Origin of the sequence: Sphingopyxis sp. (genome assembly GCF_041916015.1) — a bacterium.
Taxonomy (GTDB): domain Bacteria; phylum Pseudomonadota; class Alphaproteobacteria; order Sphingomonadales; family Sphingomonadaceae; genus Sphingopyxis.
The window spans coordinates 20,887-33,463 of the sequence record NZ_JAYSAH010000106.1; the positions used below are offsets into that span (position 1 = coordinate 20,887).

A 12,577-nucleotide genomic window follows, 5' to 3' on the forward strand; every position below is an offset into this window, starting at 1 on the left:
GCGCTAACCGGCACGGCTGATGATCGAGTCCGTTCCTTCCCCTGCCCCGCGCGTCGCGGTGATCCTGCTTGCGGGAGGCCGGGGTACACGTGCCGGCTTCGGTCAGCCGAAGCAGCTCGAACGGCTCGGCGGGAAACCCGTGCTGCGCTGGAGTCTTGATGCCTTTGGAGGCCATCCGGCGGTTTCGGGCGGCGTTCTGGTGGCGAATCGTGACGTCATGGCAGCAATCGGTGAACTGCCCGAGGGTTGGATTTCCGCCGCCCCAGGTTCCGAGCGGCAGCAATCGGTGGCCAATGCGCTGGCCGCGCTGGCCGATTGGGACGATGAAGTCTTCGTCCTCGTTCACGATGCGGCCCGGCCCGGGGTCGATACCGCGGTGATCGACCGGCTGCTGGGCGCGCTGCAAGATGCCGAAGCTGCCATCCCGACCCTGCCCGTCCCCGACACGCTGGTCGAACAGGCGCATGACGAGGCCGGCGACGTGATCGACAGGGGCGTGCTCGCCCGCGTCCAGACGCCGCAGGCATTTCGTCTCGGCACGCTGCGCCGCGCGCATTTGGAGGCCGTCGAAGCCGCCGCGACCGACGATGCGCAGCTTGTCCGCCGTCTGGGCGTCGCCGTTGCTGCGGTGCCCGGCGACGCCCGGCTCCACAAACTGACATATGGCGAGGATATGGCGATCCTCGCAGGGCTTTTGGGGACAGGAACGATGCGAACCGCGGTCGGCACGGGCTATGACGTTCACCGCCTCGTCGCCGGCAAGCCGCTATGGATCGGCGGGATAGAAATCGCGCATAGCCATGGGCTTGAGGGGCATAGCGACGCCGACGTCGCGCTCCATGCGATCACCGACGCGATTCTCGGCGCGCTCGCCGACGGCGACATCGGCGACCATTTTCCGCCGAGCGACCCGCAATGGCGCGGCGCCGCCTCGCACCGCTTCCTTGCCTTTGCCGGCGAGCGCGTGAACGCCCGCGGCGGGCGGATCGAGCATGTCGATTTGACCATCATCGCCGAAGCGCCGAAAATCGGGCCGCACCGCTTCGCGATCCGCGCCCGCATCGCCGAAATTCTTGCGCTTCCGCTGAACCACGTTAGTGTGAAGGCCACAACGACCGAGCGGCTGGGTTTCACCGGCCGCCGCGAAGGGATCGCCGCGCAGGCGATCGCCACCCTGTCACTTCCGGAGAATTGAGCCTTGTCGTCGATCGTCGAAACGCGCCAGACCGCGCGTGAAGAAGCCGCGATGTCGGTCCTTGCCGCCAATCGCGCCGCCGCGCGCAAGGTCGCGGTTGCGGAAAGCTGCACCGGCGGCATGGTGTCGGCGGCGCTGACCGACATAGCCGGCAGCTCCGACGTGTTCAGCGCGGGCTTCATCACCTATTCGGGCGACGCCAAGAAACGCCAGCTCGACGTCAGCGGCGAAATCCTCGAGACGTTCGGCGAGGTCTCGCTTGCGACCGCCTGGGCAATGGCCGCGGGCGCGCTGGCCAACAGCGATGCCGATGTCGCGGTCGCGATCACCGGCATCGCGGGACCGGGCGGCGGATCGGAGAAGAAGCCGGTCGGCCAGGTCGTCTTCGCGCGCGCGCTGCGCGGACAGGACCCCGACGATTATTTTACCCAGCGCGTCCAGTTCGAAGCGACCGATCGCGCGGCGATCCGCCACGCCGCGACCCAGTTCGCGCTCGACCTGCTTCAGCCCGACAGAGACTCGCTGCGGCCGTCGGAGGATATCGCGCTGCCAGCGCCGTAAAGCTCACCCGCACGCGTTTCGAACGCCGCGATCATCTTGCGGAGCGCCTTGTCGAACATCTGGCCCGCCAGCGTTTCGAACACGCGGCTGCGGAACGAGAAGTCGACCAGGAAATCGACGCGGCAGCCACCGGCTTCGAGCGGCGCGAAATGCCATTCGTTGTGGAGATGCTTCATCGGCCCGTCGATATAGCTGACGGTCACGAGGCGCGGGCGTTCCTTGTGGACGCGGCACGAGAAGCTCTCGCGCAGCCCCTTGAAGCCGACGATCATGTCGGCAACCGCCTCATACTCGCTGTCGCTACGGACGCGGAGCGCGACGACCCACGGCAGGAATTCGGGATAGCGCGCGATATCGGTGACGAGCGCGAACATCTGTTCGCCGCTGTACGGCAGCTCGCGCGTTTCGTGGTGCCGCGGCAATCAGCCCGCCCTGGCGCGTGCGAGCTGTTCCTCGCGCGCTGCGCGCATCCGCTCGAAATCATCGCCGGCATGATAGCTCGACCGCGTCAGCGGCGACGAAGCGACCTGCAGGAAGCCCTTGGCGCGCGCGATCTGGGCGTAGGCGTCGAACGCCTGCGGCGTCACGAACTCGGCGACCTTCGCATGCTTCGGGGTCGGCTGAAGATATTGGCCCATGGTCATGAAATCGATGTCGGCACTCCGCATGTCGTCCATCACCTGATGCACCTCCATCCGTTCCTCGCCGAGGCCCAGCATGATGCCCGACTTGGTGAAGATCGACGGATCGCGGCGCTTGACGCTTTCGAGCAGGCGAAGCGACGCATAATAGCGCGCGCCGGGGCGGATCGTCGGATAGAGCCGCGGCACCGTTTCGAGATTATGGTTATAGACGTCGGGCCGCGCATCGACGATCGCCGCGACTGCGCTTTCAGGCTTGTTGCGAAAGTCGGGGGTCAGAATCTCGATTGTCGTCTGCGGCGTCTCGCGGCGCAGCGCCTCGATGACCTTGACGAACTGGCTGGCGCCGCCATCGGGCAGGTCATCGCGGTCGACCGAGGTGATGACGATATGGGTCAGACCCATCTTCGCTGCCGCCGCCGCGGTATGCTCGGGCTCGAGCGGATCAACGGGCCGCGGCATGCCGGTCTTGACGTTGCAGAAGGCGCAGGCGCGCGTGCAGGTGTCGCCGAGAATCATCACCGTCGCATGCTTTTTCGTCCAGCATTCGCCGATGTTCGGGCACGCCGCTTCTTCGCACACGGTATGCAGGTTAAGCTCGCGCATCAGCTTGCGCGTTTCGGCGTAACCGGGGCTGGTCGGCGCCTTGACGCGGATCCAGTCGGGCTTGCGCGAGCGCTGGCTCGGCGTGGCGGCGGGGGATGCGGGAGCGTTCATCGCGTCCACATAGTCGTGCACGCGCCTCTTCTCAACCTCTCAACCTGTGCTAAGGCGCCTGCATGACTCGCTTTGCAGAATTGATCGAAGGCTATCGCCGTTTCCGTAACGGCGGCTGGCGGGAACAACGCGAACGCTGGGAGCAGCTGGCCGAGGGTCAATCGCCCAAGGTAATGGTCATCGCCTGTTCGGACAGCCGATCCGAACCGTCACAGATTTTCGATACCAATCCGGGCGAAATCTTCGTCGTCCGCAACGTCGCGGCGCTGGTGCCGCCATTCGAGACCAATCCGGGGCGCCACGGCGTTTCGGCGGCGCTCGAATTCGCGGTGCAGTTTCTGAAGGTCGAGGAAATCGTCGTGATGGGGCACGGCATGTGCGGCGGCTGCCATGCGGCGCTGCACAAGACGATGGAGGGCGCCGAACCGGGGCGAGGCGGCTTCATCGCCGACTGGATCGCGATGCTCGACGATGCCAGCGCCGACGTCCGCGCCGCCTATCCCGATTTCGACAATCGCGAGGCGGGCCGCGCGATGGAAATGGAGGCTGTGCGCGTCAGCATAGCCAATCTGCGCACCTTCCCCTGTATCCAGGAAAAGGAAAAGCGGGGAACGCTTCGCCTGCGCGGCGCATTCTTCGCAATCAACGACGGCGTCCTGCACGTGCTGGACGAGGAAACGGGGGTCTTTGCCCCCGCCTGACAGGGGAAAGACGATGAGCAAGAATGCGATGTGGCTGACGATCATTTTCGCGGCCGCGATTTTCGGTGCGTTTATGGGGCCTTCGCTCGCCCAGATGTTTTCGCCCGGCACCTTGCTGATCCTGACGGTCCTGCTGTTCGGCGGGATCATCGCCTTCTGCATCTGGGCGTTGTCGAGCAACAAGGGCGGCAAGAAGGCCGATACCGCGGCGCTCGCCGAAGCGCGCGCGATGCGGGCGCCCGAGGGCAAGGCGCGCATCTATGTGACCCGCCGCGGTTTCGTCGCCGCGCTGCAGGGGATGGACGTGACGCTCGATGGGGCGGCGAAGGGGCAGATCAAGTCCGGGCAGATGCTGCTGGCCGACGTCGCGCCGGGCACGCATCACCTGCACGTCGCAACCGCCAAGGCGAAGCTCGCGAAGCCGGCGGAGATCGAGGTGGACGTCGGCGCGGGCGGCGTGGTCGTGATCGACGCGATGATCGAGATGGGCGCGCTCAAGGGCAGCGTGAAACTGACCCGCCTCGACGCGGCGAAAGCGCGCGAGGATGTGAGCGCGACCAAGCTGATCCTGTGGGAAGTCGCGCCGGCCTGAGGGCCGGGAACCCCGAAAGAATGTATCGGGCATGCATGAAACGCGGTTCCGGGGTCGAGAGCGGACGCCGGAGGATCGGCGCCGACTTCCCTGCCCCCAGCGGGCGGGAAGAAGAATGGCCGCTTCACGATCGCTTCCAATTCCCACCGAAGCATCTATCATTTCCGCCTGTCGATTATAGCGGGGAAATCATATGCGTAGCGGCGCCGTTTCACTGACCATCCTGTCGCTGTTCCTCGCTTCGTGCGGCGGCGGCGGATCGGGCAGCGGTGGAGGCGGGCCGATTACCGTCACCCCGACCCCCACGCCGACACCCACCCCCGCGCCGACCGCCAGCTGCGGACTTTCCGCGCGCCAGTCCTTCGTCAAGGCGGTGATCGACGAATGGTATCTCTTCCCCAATGATGTCGCGACGAACGTCAATCCGGCGAGCTTCGCCGACGTCCAGAGCTATATCGACGCGCTCGTCGCGCCGGCGCGGGCGCTGAACAAGGACCGCTATTTCACTTACATCACCTCGATCGCCGAGGAGGAGGCCTTCTTCAACAGCGGGGCGAGCGCGGGCTTCGGGGTGCGCCTGTCCTACGACCCGTCGGTCCAGCGCGTGATCATCGCCGAGGCCTATGAAAACGCCCCGGCGCTCGCCGCGGGAATCGATCGCGGCACGCAAATCGTCGGCATCGGAACGAGCGCCGGGAATGTCCGCGCGATTTCCAGCATCGTCGCCAGCGAAGGCACGCAGGGCATCACCAACGCACTGGGGCCGAGCGATCCCGGCGTGACCCGCATCCTCCGCATCGCCGAGCCCGGCGGCGGCACGCGCGACGTGTCGGTGACCAAGGCCGATTACGACCTCGACCCGATCTCCGACCGCTATGGCGCCAGGATCATCAGCGAAGGCGGGCATGATTACGGCTATGTGAACCTCCGCAGCTTCATCAGCTCGGCGGACCCGCAGCTTCGCGCCGCCTTCCAGACTTTCCGCAACCAGGGCGTGACCGACGTCATCGTCGACCTGCGCTACAATGGCGGCGGGCTCGTTTCGACCGCCGAGCTGTTCGGCGATCTGCTCGGCGGCAATCGTTCGTCGAGCGATCTTTTCTCGCAGACCAATTTCCGGTCCTCGAAATCGGCCGAGAATGACAAGCATTTCTTCACGACCCAGCCCGAAGCGATCGCGCCGACGCGCATCGCCTTCATCGGCACCGGATCGACCGCCTCGGCGAGCGAACTCGTCATCAACGGCATGCTGCCCTGGCTCGGCGCCAACATGACGCTGATCGGCAGCAACACCTATGGCAAGCCAGTGGGCCAGATCGCGCTCGACAAGGCCGAGTGCGACGACCGGATGCGGGTGATCGCCTTCACCACCGGCAATGCGTCGAGCAGCGGCGACTATTTCAACGGCCTTGCACCGAAGATCGCCAACAGCTGCGCGGCGGGCGACGACCTCGCCTTCCCGCTCGGCGATCAGCGCGAAGCTTCGGTGCGCGCGGCGCTCGATTTTCTCGAGGGTAAGGCGTGCACGACGCGGATCGCCGACGCCGGAGCGGGAATCGCCGCGCAAAGCCGCAGCGCACGCGTCGCCGCCGAACCCGAGATGCTGATGCCAGAAAACCCCCGCGCGGCGCAACGCGAGCTGCCGGGACTGTTCTGACGAAACGCCGGCTTTGGAGTGGAGAGCGGCCATAGGTCCGCCCCCGCCGCCCTCTCACGGAATTGCGTAAGTCACGTTCGCCTGCCCTACCGGCTTGTCGGGGTCGTCGGTCCATATCCGCACGTCCATCACCGCCAGCCGCTTGCCGAGGCGGAGCATATGCGCGTCGGCCATCACCGGCCCCGGCCGGCACGGACGGAGGAACTGGTAGTTGAGTGCGCTGGTCACCGCCATCGCGACCGGGCCGATATGCGCAAGGACCAGCGCATAGGCGGCCATGTCGGCAAAGCCCATCTGCGTCGGGCCGGAGATCAGTCCGCCGGGACGCAGCGCTTGCTCAGTCGGGTCGATCCGTGCGCGGATGTGGCCCGGCGCAGCCGAGACGACATGTCCGCGCGAACCCGGCTTCGCGTGCGGGAAGGCCTCCGCCATGAAGGCGTTGAGCGCGTCCGCGTCCATGCGGATCGTGCTCGACGAGACGGGCGCCACCTCCCCTGCCATACCGGTCAGCGCGTCAGCTTCTTGTAGGTCGTCGCGTGCGGGCGCGTCGCCTCGTCGCCAAGGCGGCGGATCTTGTCCTCCTCATAGGCCTCGAAATTGCCCTCGAACCATTCGACATGGCTGTCCCCCTCGAAGGCGAGGATATGCGTCGCGAGGCGGTCGAGAAAGAAACGGTCGTGGCTGATGACCACGGCGCAGCCGGCAAAATTTTCGAGCGCTTCCTCGAGCGCCGCGAGCGTTTCGGTGTCGAGGTCGTTGGTCGGTTCGTCGAGCAGCAGCACATTGCCGCCGGCCTTCAACATCTTCGCCATATGGACGCGGTTGCGCTCGCCGCCCGAAAGCTGGCCGACCTTCTTCTGCTGGTCGACGCCCTTGAAGTTGAAGGCGCCGACATAGGCGCGCGTCTGCATCTCGTGCTTGCCGATCGACATCATGTCGTGACCGCCCGAGATTTCCTCCCAGACATTCTTGTTCGGGTCGAGCGCGTCGCGGCTCTGGTCGACATAGCCGAGGCGAACGGTGTCGCCGATCGCAACGCTACCGCTGTCGGGCTGTTCCTGCCCGGTGATCAGCTTGAACAGCGTCGACTTGCCCGCGCCGTTCGGGCCGATGACGCCGACGATGCCGCCGGGCGGGAGGGTGAAGGACAGATCCTCGAACAGCAGCTTGTCGCCATAGGCCTTCGAGATGTTCGTCACCTCGATCACCTTGCCGCCGAGGCGTTCGGGAACCTGAATGACGATCTGCGCCTTGCCGGGGGTGCGGTTTTCCTGCGCCTCGACGAGCTGGTCGAAACTCTTGATACGCGCTTTCGACTTGGCCTGGCGCGCCTTGGGCGACTGGCGAATCCATTCGAGCTCGTCGCGGATCGCCTTCTGGCGGCCCTGATCCTCGCGCGCTTCCTGTTCGAGGCGCTTGCCCTTCTTGTCGAGGTAGGTCGAATAATTGCCTTCGTAGACGAAATAGCGACCGCGATCGAGTTCGAGAATCCAATTGACGACATTGTCGAGGAAATAGCGGTCGTGAGTGACGAGGATGACGTTGCCGGGATAGTCGACGAGATGCTTTTCGAGCCACGCGACGCTTTCGGCGTCCAAATGGTTGGTCGGTTCGTCGAGCAGCAGGATCGAGGGCTTTTCGAGCAGCAGGCGGGTCAGCGCGATGCGGCGCTTTTCACCGCCCGACAGATTCTCGACGCTCCAGTCGCCCGGCGGGCAGCGCAGCGCTTCCATCGCGATTTCGAGCTGGTTGTCGAGCGTCCAGCCGTCGACCGCGTCGATCTTTTCCTGCAGCGTGCCCATTTCCTCCATCAAAGCGTCGAAATCGGCATCGGCGGGCGGGTCGGCCATCAGCGCGCTGATCTCGTTGAAACGGTCCATCATGTCGGCGACCGGGCGGACGCCGTCCATGACATTTTCCTTGACCGTCTTGGTCGGGTCCAGCTGCGGCTCCTGCGCCAGATAGCCGACGGTGATCCCCTCGCCCGGCCAGGCTTCGCCGGAGAATTCCTTGTCGATCCCGGCCATGATCTTCATCAGCGTCGATTTACCCGTGCCGTTCGGGCCGACGATGCCGATCTTGGCATCGGGATAGAATTGCAGGCTGAGGTTGTTGAGCGTCGGCTTTTGCGCGCCGGGATAGGTCTTGGTCAGACCCTTCATCACGAAACTATATTGGGCAGCCATGATATGCTCCGAAGTGAGGCAGGGCCGCGCGCGCGGCCGGGAGAGTTGCGCGCCGGTTAGCGAATGGGCGCGAGGTTGGCAATCGGCGCTTGCCGGGCTGTGAAAACTACCGCTAGGACGGCGCCATGACACGCCCCCATCACGCCGCCCGCCTGACGGGCTTCGCCGCCCTCCTCCTCGCAACCTCCGCCAGCGCCGCGCCAACTGCGGTCGATCTCGCGCAGGCGGGCGACGATCCCGCGTGGACGATCACCGAGGACCTGACGACCGAGATCGGTCCGCGCCCGGCCGGAAGCGACCGCGAAGCGGCCGCGCGGCGCTGGGCGGTCGATCGGCTGAAGGCGATGGGTTTTGCGAACGTGCGTGAGGAAGCCTATCCGATGCCGGTGTGGCAACGGGGCGAGGAAGATGCGTGGTTGACGGCTCCCTTTCTTCCGCAAAAGCTTGCCATCGCGGCGCTCGGCAACAGCGGCTCGACCGGGCCGAAGGGGATGGAAGCCGACGTCGCCTATTTCGGCGGCTATGACGCGCTCGTCGCCGCGCCCGACAGCGCGGTGAAGGGCAAGATCGTCTTCATCGACAATCAGATGAAGGCCGCGCAGGACGGCAGCGGCTATGGCTATTACGGGCGCGGGCGCTTTGCCGGCCCCAATGTCGCGGCGAAGAAGGGCGCGCTCGCGATCGTCATCCGTTCGATCGGCACCGACAATCATCGCATCGCACATACGGGCGTCACCAATTTCGAGGATGGCGTGAAGCCGATCCCTGCAGGTGCGATTTCTACGCCGGATGCCGATCAGCTGGCACGCCAATGGGCGCGCGCGAACGGTCGGCCGCTTCGCATGAAGCTTCTGCTGACGCCGCAGCTGGCCGGCAAGCAGGCCTCTGGCAATGTGATCGCCGAAGTTCCGGGCAGCGATCCGGCTTCAAGCCCCGTGATCCTCGCCTGCCATCTCGACAGCTGGGATCAGGGCACGGGTGCGATCGACGATGCCACCGGCTGCGGCATCATCACGGCGGCCGCCAAGCACGTGATGGCCGCGGGCCAGCCACGCCGCACGATCCGTCTGCTCTGGGCCGGCGCCGAGGAGGTCGGCGGGTTCGGCGGACAGGCCTATTTCGACGCGCACGGCAAGGAGAAGCACGCCGTCGCGATCGAGTCCGACTTCGGCGCCGATCGGATATGGCGCGTCGATTTCAAGCTGCCCGACAGCGCGAAGGGGCTGACCGACCGGATCTCGGCAGCGCTCGCGCCGTTCGGGATCACGCGCAGCAAGAATCCGGCAAGCGGCGGCACGGACATCGGCGCATTGGTCGCTGCGGGGACACCGGTCATCGATTTGCAGCAGGACGGCACCCGCTATTTCGATATCCACCACACCCCCGACGACACGCTCGACAAGGTCGATCCGGCGCAATTGCGGCAAAATGTGATAGGCTGGACCGCGACATTGGCGATTCTCGCGAACAGCAGCGACAGCGAGCTTCCCTGATTATTTCAGGGAAATGACAGTTTTCCGCCCCCGCCCGACATCTCAATTATTTTTGTTGACGATTCATGCGGAACGGCTAAATCCCGCCGCTCGCGGTACGGGAAGTTTGCCCGGACGCGGAAAGGCATTTTAGGGAGCCCACAGATCATGAAGAAGTTTGCTGCTATCGCCGTTGCCGCCAGCATGTTTGCCCTCGCCGCTTGCGGTGAGAAGGCTGCTGACGAAGCCGCCACCACCGAAGCCCCGGCTGCGGACGCGGCTGCTGAAGAAGGCGCCGACGCCGCCGCTGCTGGCGCCGATGCCGCCGCTGCCGGTGCGGACGCTGCCGCTGCTGGTGCCGACGCTGCCGCCGCTCCGGCTGCTGCTGCTCCGGCTGCCGACGCCGCCGCTGCTCCGGCCGCTGACGCCAAGGCTGCTCCGGCTGCCGACGCCAAGGCTGCTGCTCCGGCTGAAGCCAAGAAGTAAGTCACAGCCCTTCGGGGCGATGACCGAAACGAGAAACGGGCGGTCTTCCTTCGGGAAGGCCGCCTTTTTCTTTGCCGGTCGCCTTTACTTGATCTGGGCCTGGACGCTCAGCGTGAAGCTCGTCGGGGTGCCGGTAGAACCCGCCATCGTACCTTGCGGGCGCAGGCAGATATATTTCACCGCCGGATCATAGGCCGCCACCGGGGTATAGCTGCACGCCGCGAAATTCGCCGGCGCCGACGCCGAACTCGAATAGCGGATGTCGGTCGCGGCGCTGAAGCTCAGCCCGCTGGTCGGCGACCCCTGCGTGAAGACGGGCGATGCGGCCGTGCCGACCGATATCTGCGGCGGCAAGGCGTCGAGGATGAAGACGCTGTTGCTGTCGACCGCCGCCGGACCGCTGTTGCGGACCAGCAGGCTGTAGCGGACGATCGCGCCCGGGATTGCCTTGGGGTTGGTCGTCCCGTTCGTCGGATCGGAAATGAGTACGGAGGATTTGGCGATATCGAGCGATGCGTTCGATGCCCGCTTCGTGTTGGTGATCGTGCAGTTGATGACGTCGCCCATCTGCGGCGTCACGCTGCCGCCGACGCTCGTCGGCAGCACGGTCGACGACGACGCGCCGTTGGTGCAGGCCATGACGGCATTGTACTGCGTGAGGGTCGTCGTTCCCGCCCCCGCCTCGCTGAAACTGTAAGCGGTTCCCGCGGCAACCTGCGTCTGCGGCGTCGCGCCGTTGGTCACCGTCGCGCCGCTGCCCGTGGTCGTCGTCGTCGCGATGGTCGTCGTCCCGTCGGCGATCGTCATCACGAACTGGTCGCCCGCGAACTGGCGCCCCGACGCACTCAGTGCCTTGGTGAGGCGCAGATGCGGAAAAGGTGTTTCGGTGAAGCTGCACTGGACCGCATCGCCGAAGCGCAGCGTTCCAAAACTGTAGGAGGTCGTCACGACATTGGTCGGCATCACCGTCGGTGATCCCGACGCCGCATTGGTGCAGGTCAGCGTCGATCGATACTGCGCCATCGCGCTGCTGCTGCCGCTCGCCATCGTCTGGTTCAGCGTCAGCGGGATCGCGGCGGTGCTCGACAGTGCCGCGGCGGTGAAGGGGCCGAGCCCCGATCCGCTCGACGTGCCCGAGGCGAGCATCCCACCGCCGCTGGTGGCGTTGATCGAGAAGCTGAACTGGTCGGCAGCGGCGATCCGCGTCCCCGAGATTTGCGTGTTGAGGCGGATCGAGGCGAAACGCACCGCGAACATCGCCCCCTGGAGCCCGCCGCCGACCATCGTCGTCGTCACCTGTGTCGGCGAGGTCGAGCCCATGATATAGGCGCCGACGGTGCCCGCCGCCCCCGTTTCAGTGAAGCTCGTCGTCCCGACGCCCGAAGTCGCCGGATAGGTCGAGCCGCTGATCGGTCCCGCACGGTCCAGTTCCTGCCAGCCGCCGCCATTGGTCTGAAAGCGCAGCGATTCATTCTCGTTGCTCGACTCGCCGTCGGCGGCGACGAACATGAAACTGCTGATCGTTCCCGATACGGGCGGGGTCAGCGTGATGTTCGAAATCGTCGCCGTCGTCGTCCCGGCTGCGGTCTGATAAAGGATCGGGCGCCCGGCGATGCCGAGGAAGGCGGTATTGCCGACCGCGGCCCCTGTCCACGATGGCGACGCCGCCGATGTCGCCGCGGCACCCGACACTTTCATATTGAAGCTCATCACCGTGCCGTCGGGCAAGGTATAGGAGAAATTCTGCCCGCTCGCGGTCCGTGCCGTCGTATCGGAGTAGCTGCTAAGATCGAGCCAGCAATAGGTCTGCCAGTCGGCGGGCCCGGTCGTCCCCTGCCCGGTGGCGTAATAGCAATTGGCCGCGAGCGCCGGATTGGCCGCGCACAGCGACAGCAAAAGCGCAAACAACGCCGCGATCAGCTTTTCGGTACGGATGCCCACTATCATCGATGCCTTGGTCCCAACTTGCACATGACCATAAAGGCAAATGTTTATCAGCGCGTTAAGGGTGATTTTCGCGGTGAGGCGCGTAGTTGCCCTCGTTATCGCCCGGGAGTTTTTGGGGGCGAATGTCCCCCGGACATTCGCTTCGTCCTAAAAACTGGTCGGGGAGACAGGATTCCAGACCGAAATACCTCTCCCCTGAAACCACGGATTTCCGCGGGGTTTGCAGGATCGCACGTCCCTTGTGAATCGGTTGTGTGCATCTGTCCAGTGCTATCCTGAAAAGGTCGCGTCCGTCAAGGTGGTGTAATTTCGGCTGTGGCCGTGGGCCATCGTCAGGCGGCTTTGGCGGTGATGTGTAGGGGCTGATTTTCCTCCTCGATCATGGGTTGGTTGAGTTCGGCCATGCCTTCGATCTGCATGTA

General features: G+C 65.2%; 12 protein-coding genes. 7 read left to right on the forward strand and 5 right to left on the reverse strand.

The genetic code is table 11. From position 1 onward, the window contains the following. Window positions 1-19: 19 nt before the first annotated feature. Window positions 20-1,195 carry a bifunctional 2-C-methyl-D-erythritol 4-phosphate cytidylyltransferase/2-C-methyl-D-erythritol 2,4-cyclodiphosphate synthase gene (locus ACE3SL_RS15220; RefSeq protein ID WP_374526564.1) on the forward strand — a complete coding sequence of 392 codons (1,176 nt, stop codon included), beginning with the start codon at window positions 20-22 and terminating at the stop codon, window positions 1,193-1,195. 51 nt (window positions 1,196-1,246) lie between these two features. Beyond that, the gene (locus ACE3SL_RS15225; RefSeq protein WP_374526575.1) at window positions 1,247-1,756 is read left to right on the forward strand and encodes a CinA family protein; all 510 of its coding nucleotides are present in this window, start codon (window positions 1,247-1,249) and stop codon (window positions 1,754-1,756) included. Here ACE3SL_RS15225 and ACE3SL_RS15230 read toward each other — a convergent pair. Both ACE3SL_RS15230 and lipA read right to left on the reverse strand, forming a co-directional pair. Further along, window positions 1,699-2,178: a type II toxin-antitoxin system RatA family toxin gene (locus ACE3SL_RS15230; protein WP_374526565.1), complete on the reverse strand. Its 480-nt coding sequence runs from the start codon at window positions 2,176-2,178 to the stop codon at window positions 1,699-1,701. The genes ACE3SL_RS15225 and ACE3SL_RS15230 overlap by 58 nt on opposite strands. Beyond that, entirely contained in the window at window positions 2,179-3,114 is a 936-nt protein-coding gene (lipA, locus tag ACE3SL_RS15235) for a lipoyl synthase (protein WP_374526576.1), read from the reverse strand. Between the two features lie 62 nt (window positions 3,115-3,176). On the opposite strand from lipA, the gene ACE3SL_RS15240 reads away from it, so the two are divergent. The 3 genes from ACE3SL_RS15240 to ACE3SL_RS15250 all read left to right on the forward strand — a co-directional run bounded on the left by ACE3SL_RS15240 (window position 3,177) and on the right by ACE3SL_RS15250 (window position 6,064). Continuing rightward, window positions 3,177-3,815 carry a carbonic anhydrase gene (locus ACE3SL_RS15240; protein WP_374526566.1) on the forward strand — a complete coding sequence of 213 codons (639 nt, stop codon included), beginning with the start codon at window positions 3,177-3,179 and terminating at the stop codon, window positions 3,813-3,815. Between the two features lie 13 nt (window positions 3,816-3,828). After that, window positions 3,829-4,407 carry a DUF2846 domain-containing protein gene (locus tag ACE3SL_RS15245; protein WP_374526567.1) on the forward strand — a complete coding sequence of 193 codons (579 nt, stop codon included), beginning with the start codon at window positions 3,829-3,831 and terminating at the stop codon, window positions 4,405-4,407. A 193-nt stretch (window positions 4,408-4,600) separates the two neighbouring features. Continuing rightward, complete coding sequence (locus ACE3SL_RS15250) at window positions 4,601-6,064, forward strand: S41 family peptidase (protein ID WP_374526568.1); 1,464 nt, start codon at window positions 4,601-4,603, stop codon at window positions 6,062-6,064. Between the two features lie 54 nt (window positions 6,065-6,118). On the opposite strand, the gene ACE3SL_RS15255 is transcribed toward ACE3SL_RS15250, so the two are convergent. Both ACE3SL_RS15255 and ettA read right to left on the reverse strand, forming a co-directional pair. Next, the gene (locus ACE3SL_RS15255) at window positions 6,119-6,565 is read right to left on the reverse strand and encodes a PaaI family thioesterase (protein WP_374526569.1); all 447 of its coding nucleotides are present in this window, start codon (window positions 6,563-6,565) and stop codon (window positions 6,119-6,121) included. A 5-nt stretch (window positions 6,566-6,570) separates the two neighbouring features. After that, entirely contained in the window at window positions 6,571-8,250 is a 1,680-nt protein-coding gene (gene ettA / locus ACE3SL_RS15260) for an energy-dependent translational throttle protein EttA (RefSeq protein ID WP_374526570.1), read from the reverse strand. A 125-nt stretch (window positions 8,251-8,375) separates the two neighbouring features. Here ettA and ACE3SL_RS15265 point away from each other — a divergent pair, with 125 nt between their 5' ends. Both ACE3SL_RS15265 and ACE3SL_RS15270 read left to right on the forward strand, forming a co-directional pair. Continuing rightward, complete coding sequence (locus ACE3SL_RS15265) at window positions 8,376-9,743, forward strand: M20/M25/M40 family metallo-hydrolase (protein WP_374526571.1); 1,368 nt, start codon at window positions 8,376-8,378, stop codon at window positions 9,741-9,743. A gap of 147 nt (window positions 9,744-9,890) precedes the next feature. Then, window positions 9,891-10,208, forward strand: a complete 318-nt coding sequence (locus tag ACE3SL_RS15270) for a hypothetical protein (protein ID WP_374526572.1) — start codon at window positions 9,891-9,893, stop codon at window positions 10,206-10,208. A gap of 84 nt (window positions 10,209-10,292) precedes the next feature. On the opposite strand, the gene ACE3SL_RS15275 is transcribed toward ACE3SL_RS15270, so the two are convergent. Beyond that, entirely contained in the window at window positions 10,293-12,155 is a 1,863-nt protein-coding gene (locus tag ACE3SL_RS15275) for a hypothetical protein (RefSeq protein WP_374526573.1), read from the reverse strand. Window positions 12,156-12,577: the final 422 nt, after the last annotated feature.

Bases quoted from the DNA above. Each gene is read 5' to 3' on its own strand.
- ACE3SL_RS15220 (WP_374526564.1), top strand. From the start codon at position 20: ATGATCGAGTCCGTTCCTTCCCCTGCCCCGCGCGTCGCGGTGATCCTG.
- ACE3SL_RS15225 (WP_374526575.1), top strand. From the start codon at position 1,247: ATGTCGGTCCTTGCCGCCAATCGCGCCGCCGCGCGCAAGGTCGCGGTT.
- lipA (WP_374526576.1), bottom strand. From the start codon at position 3,114: ATGAACGCTCCCGCATCCCCCGCCGCCACGCCGAGCCAGCGCTCGCGC.
- ACE3SL_RS15240 (WP_374526566.1), top strand. From the start codon at position 3,177: ATGACTCGCTTTGCAGAATTGATCGAAGGCTATCGCCGTTTCCGTAAC.
- ACE3SL_RS15245 (WP_374526567.1), top strand. From the start codon at position 3,829: ATGAGCAAGAATGCGATGTGGCTGACGATCATTTTCGCGGCCGCGATT.
- ACE3SL_RS15250 (WP_374526568.1), top strand. From the start codon at position 4,601: ATGCGTAGCGGCGCCGTTTCACTGACCATCCTGTCGCTGTTCCTCGCT.
- ACE3SL_RS15255 (WP_374526569.1), bottom strand. From the start codon at position 6,565: ATGGCAGGGGAGGTGGCGCCCGTCTCGTCGAGCACGATCCGCATGGAC.
- ettA (WP_374526570.1), bottom strand. From the start codon at position 8,250: ATGGCTGCCCAATATAGTTTCGTGATGAAGGGTCTGACCAAGACCTAT.
- ACE3SL_RS15265 (WP_374526571.1), top strand. From the start codon at position 8,376: ATGACACGCCCCCATCACGCCGCCCGCCTGACGGGCTTCGCCGCCCTC.
- ACE3SL_RS15270 (WP_374526572.1), top strand. From the start codon at position 9,891: ATGAAGAAGTTTGCTGCTATCGCCGTTGCCGCCAGCATGTTTGCCCTC.
- ACE3SL_RS15275 (WP_374526573.1), bottom strand. From the start codon at position 12,155: ATGATAGTGGGCATCCGTACCGAAAAGCTGATCGCGGCGTTGTTTGCG.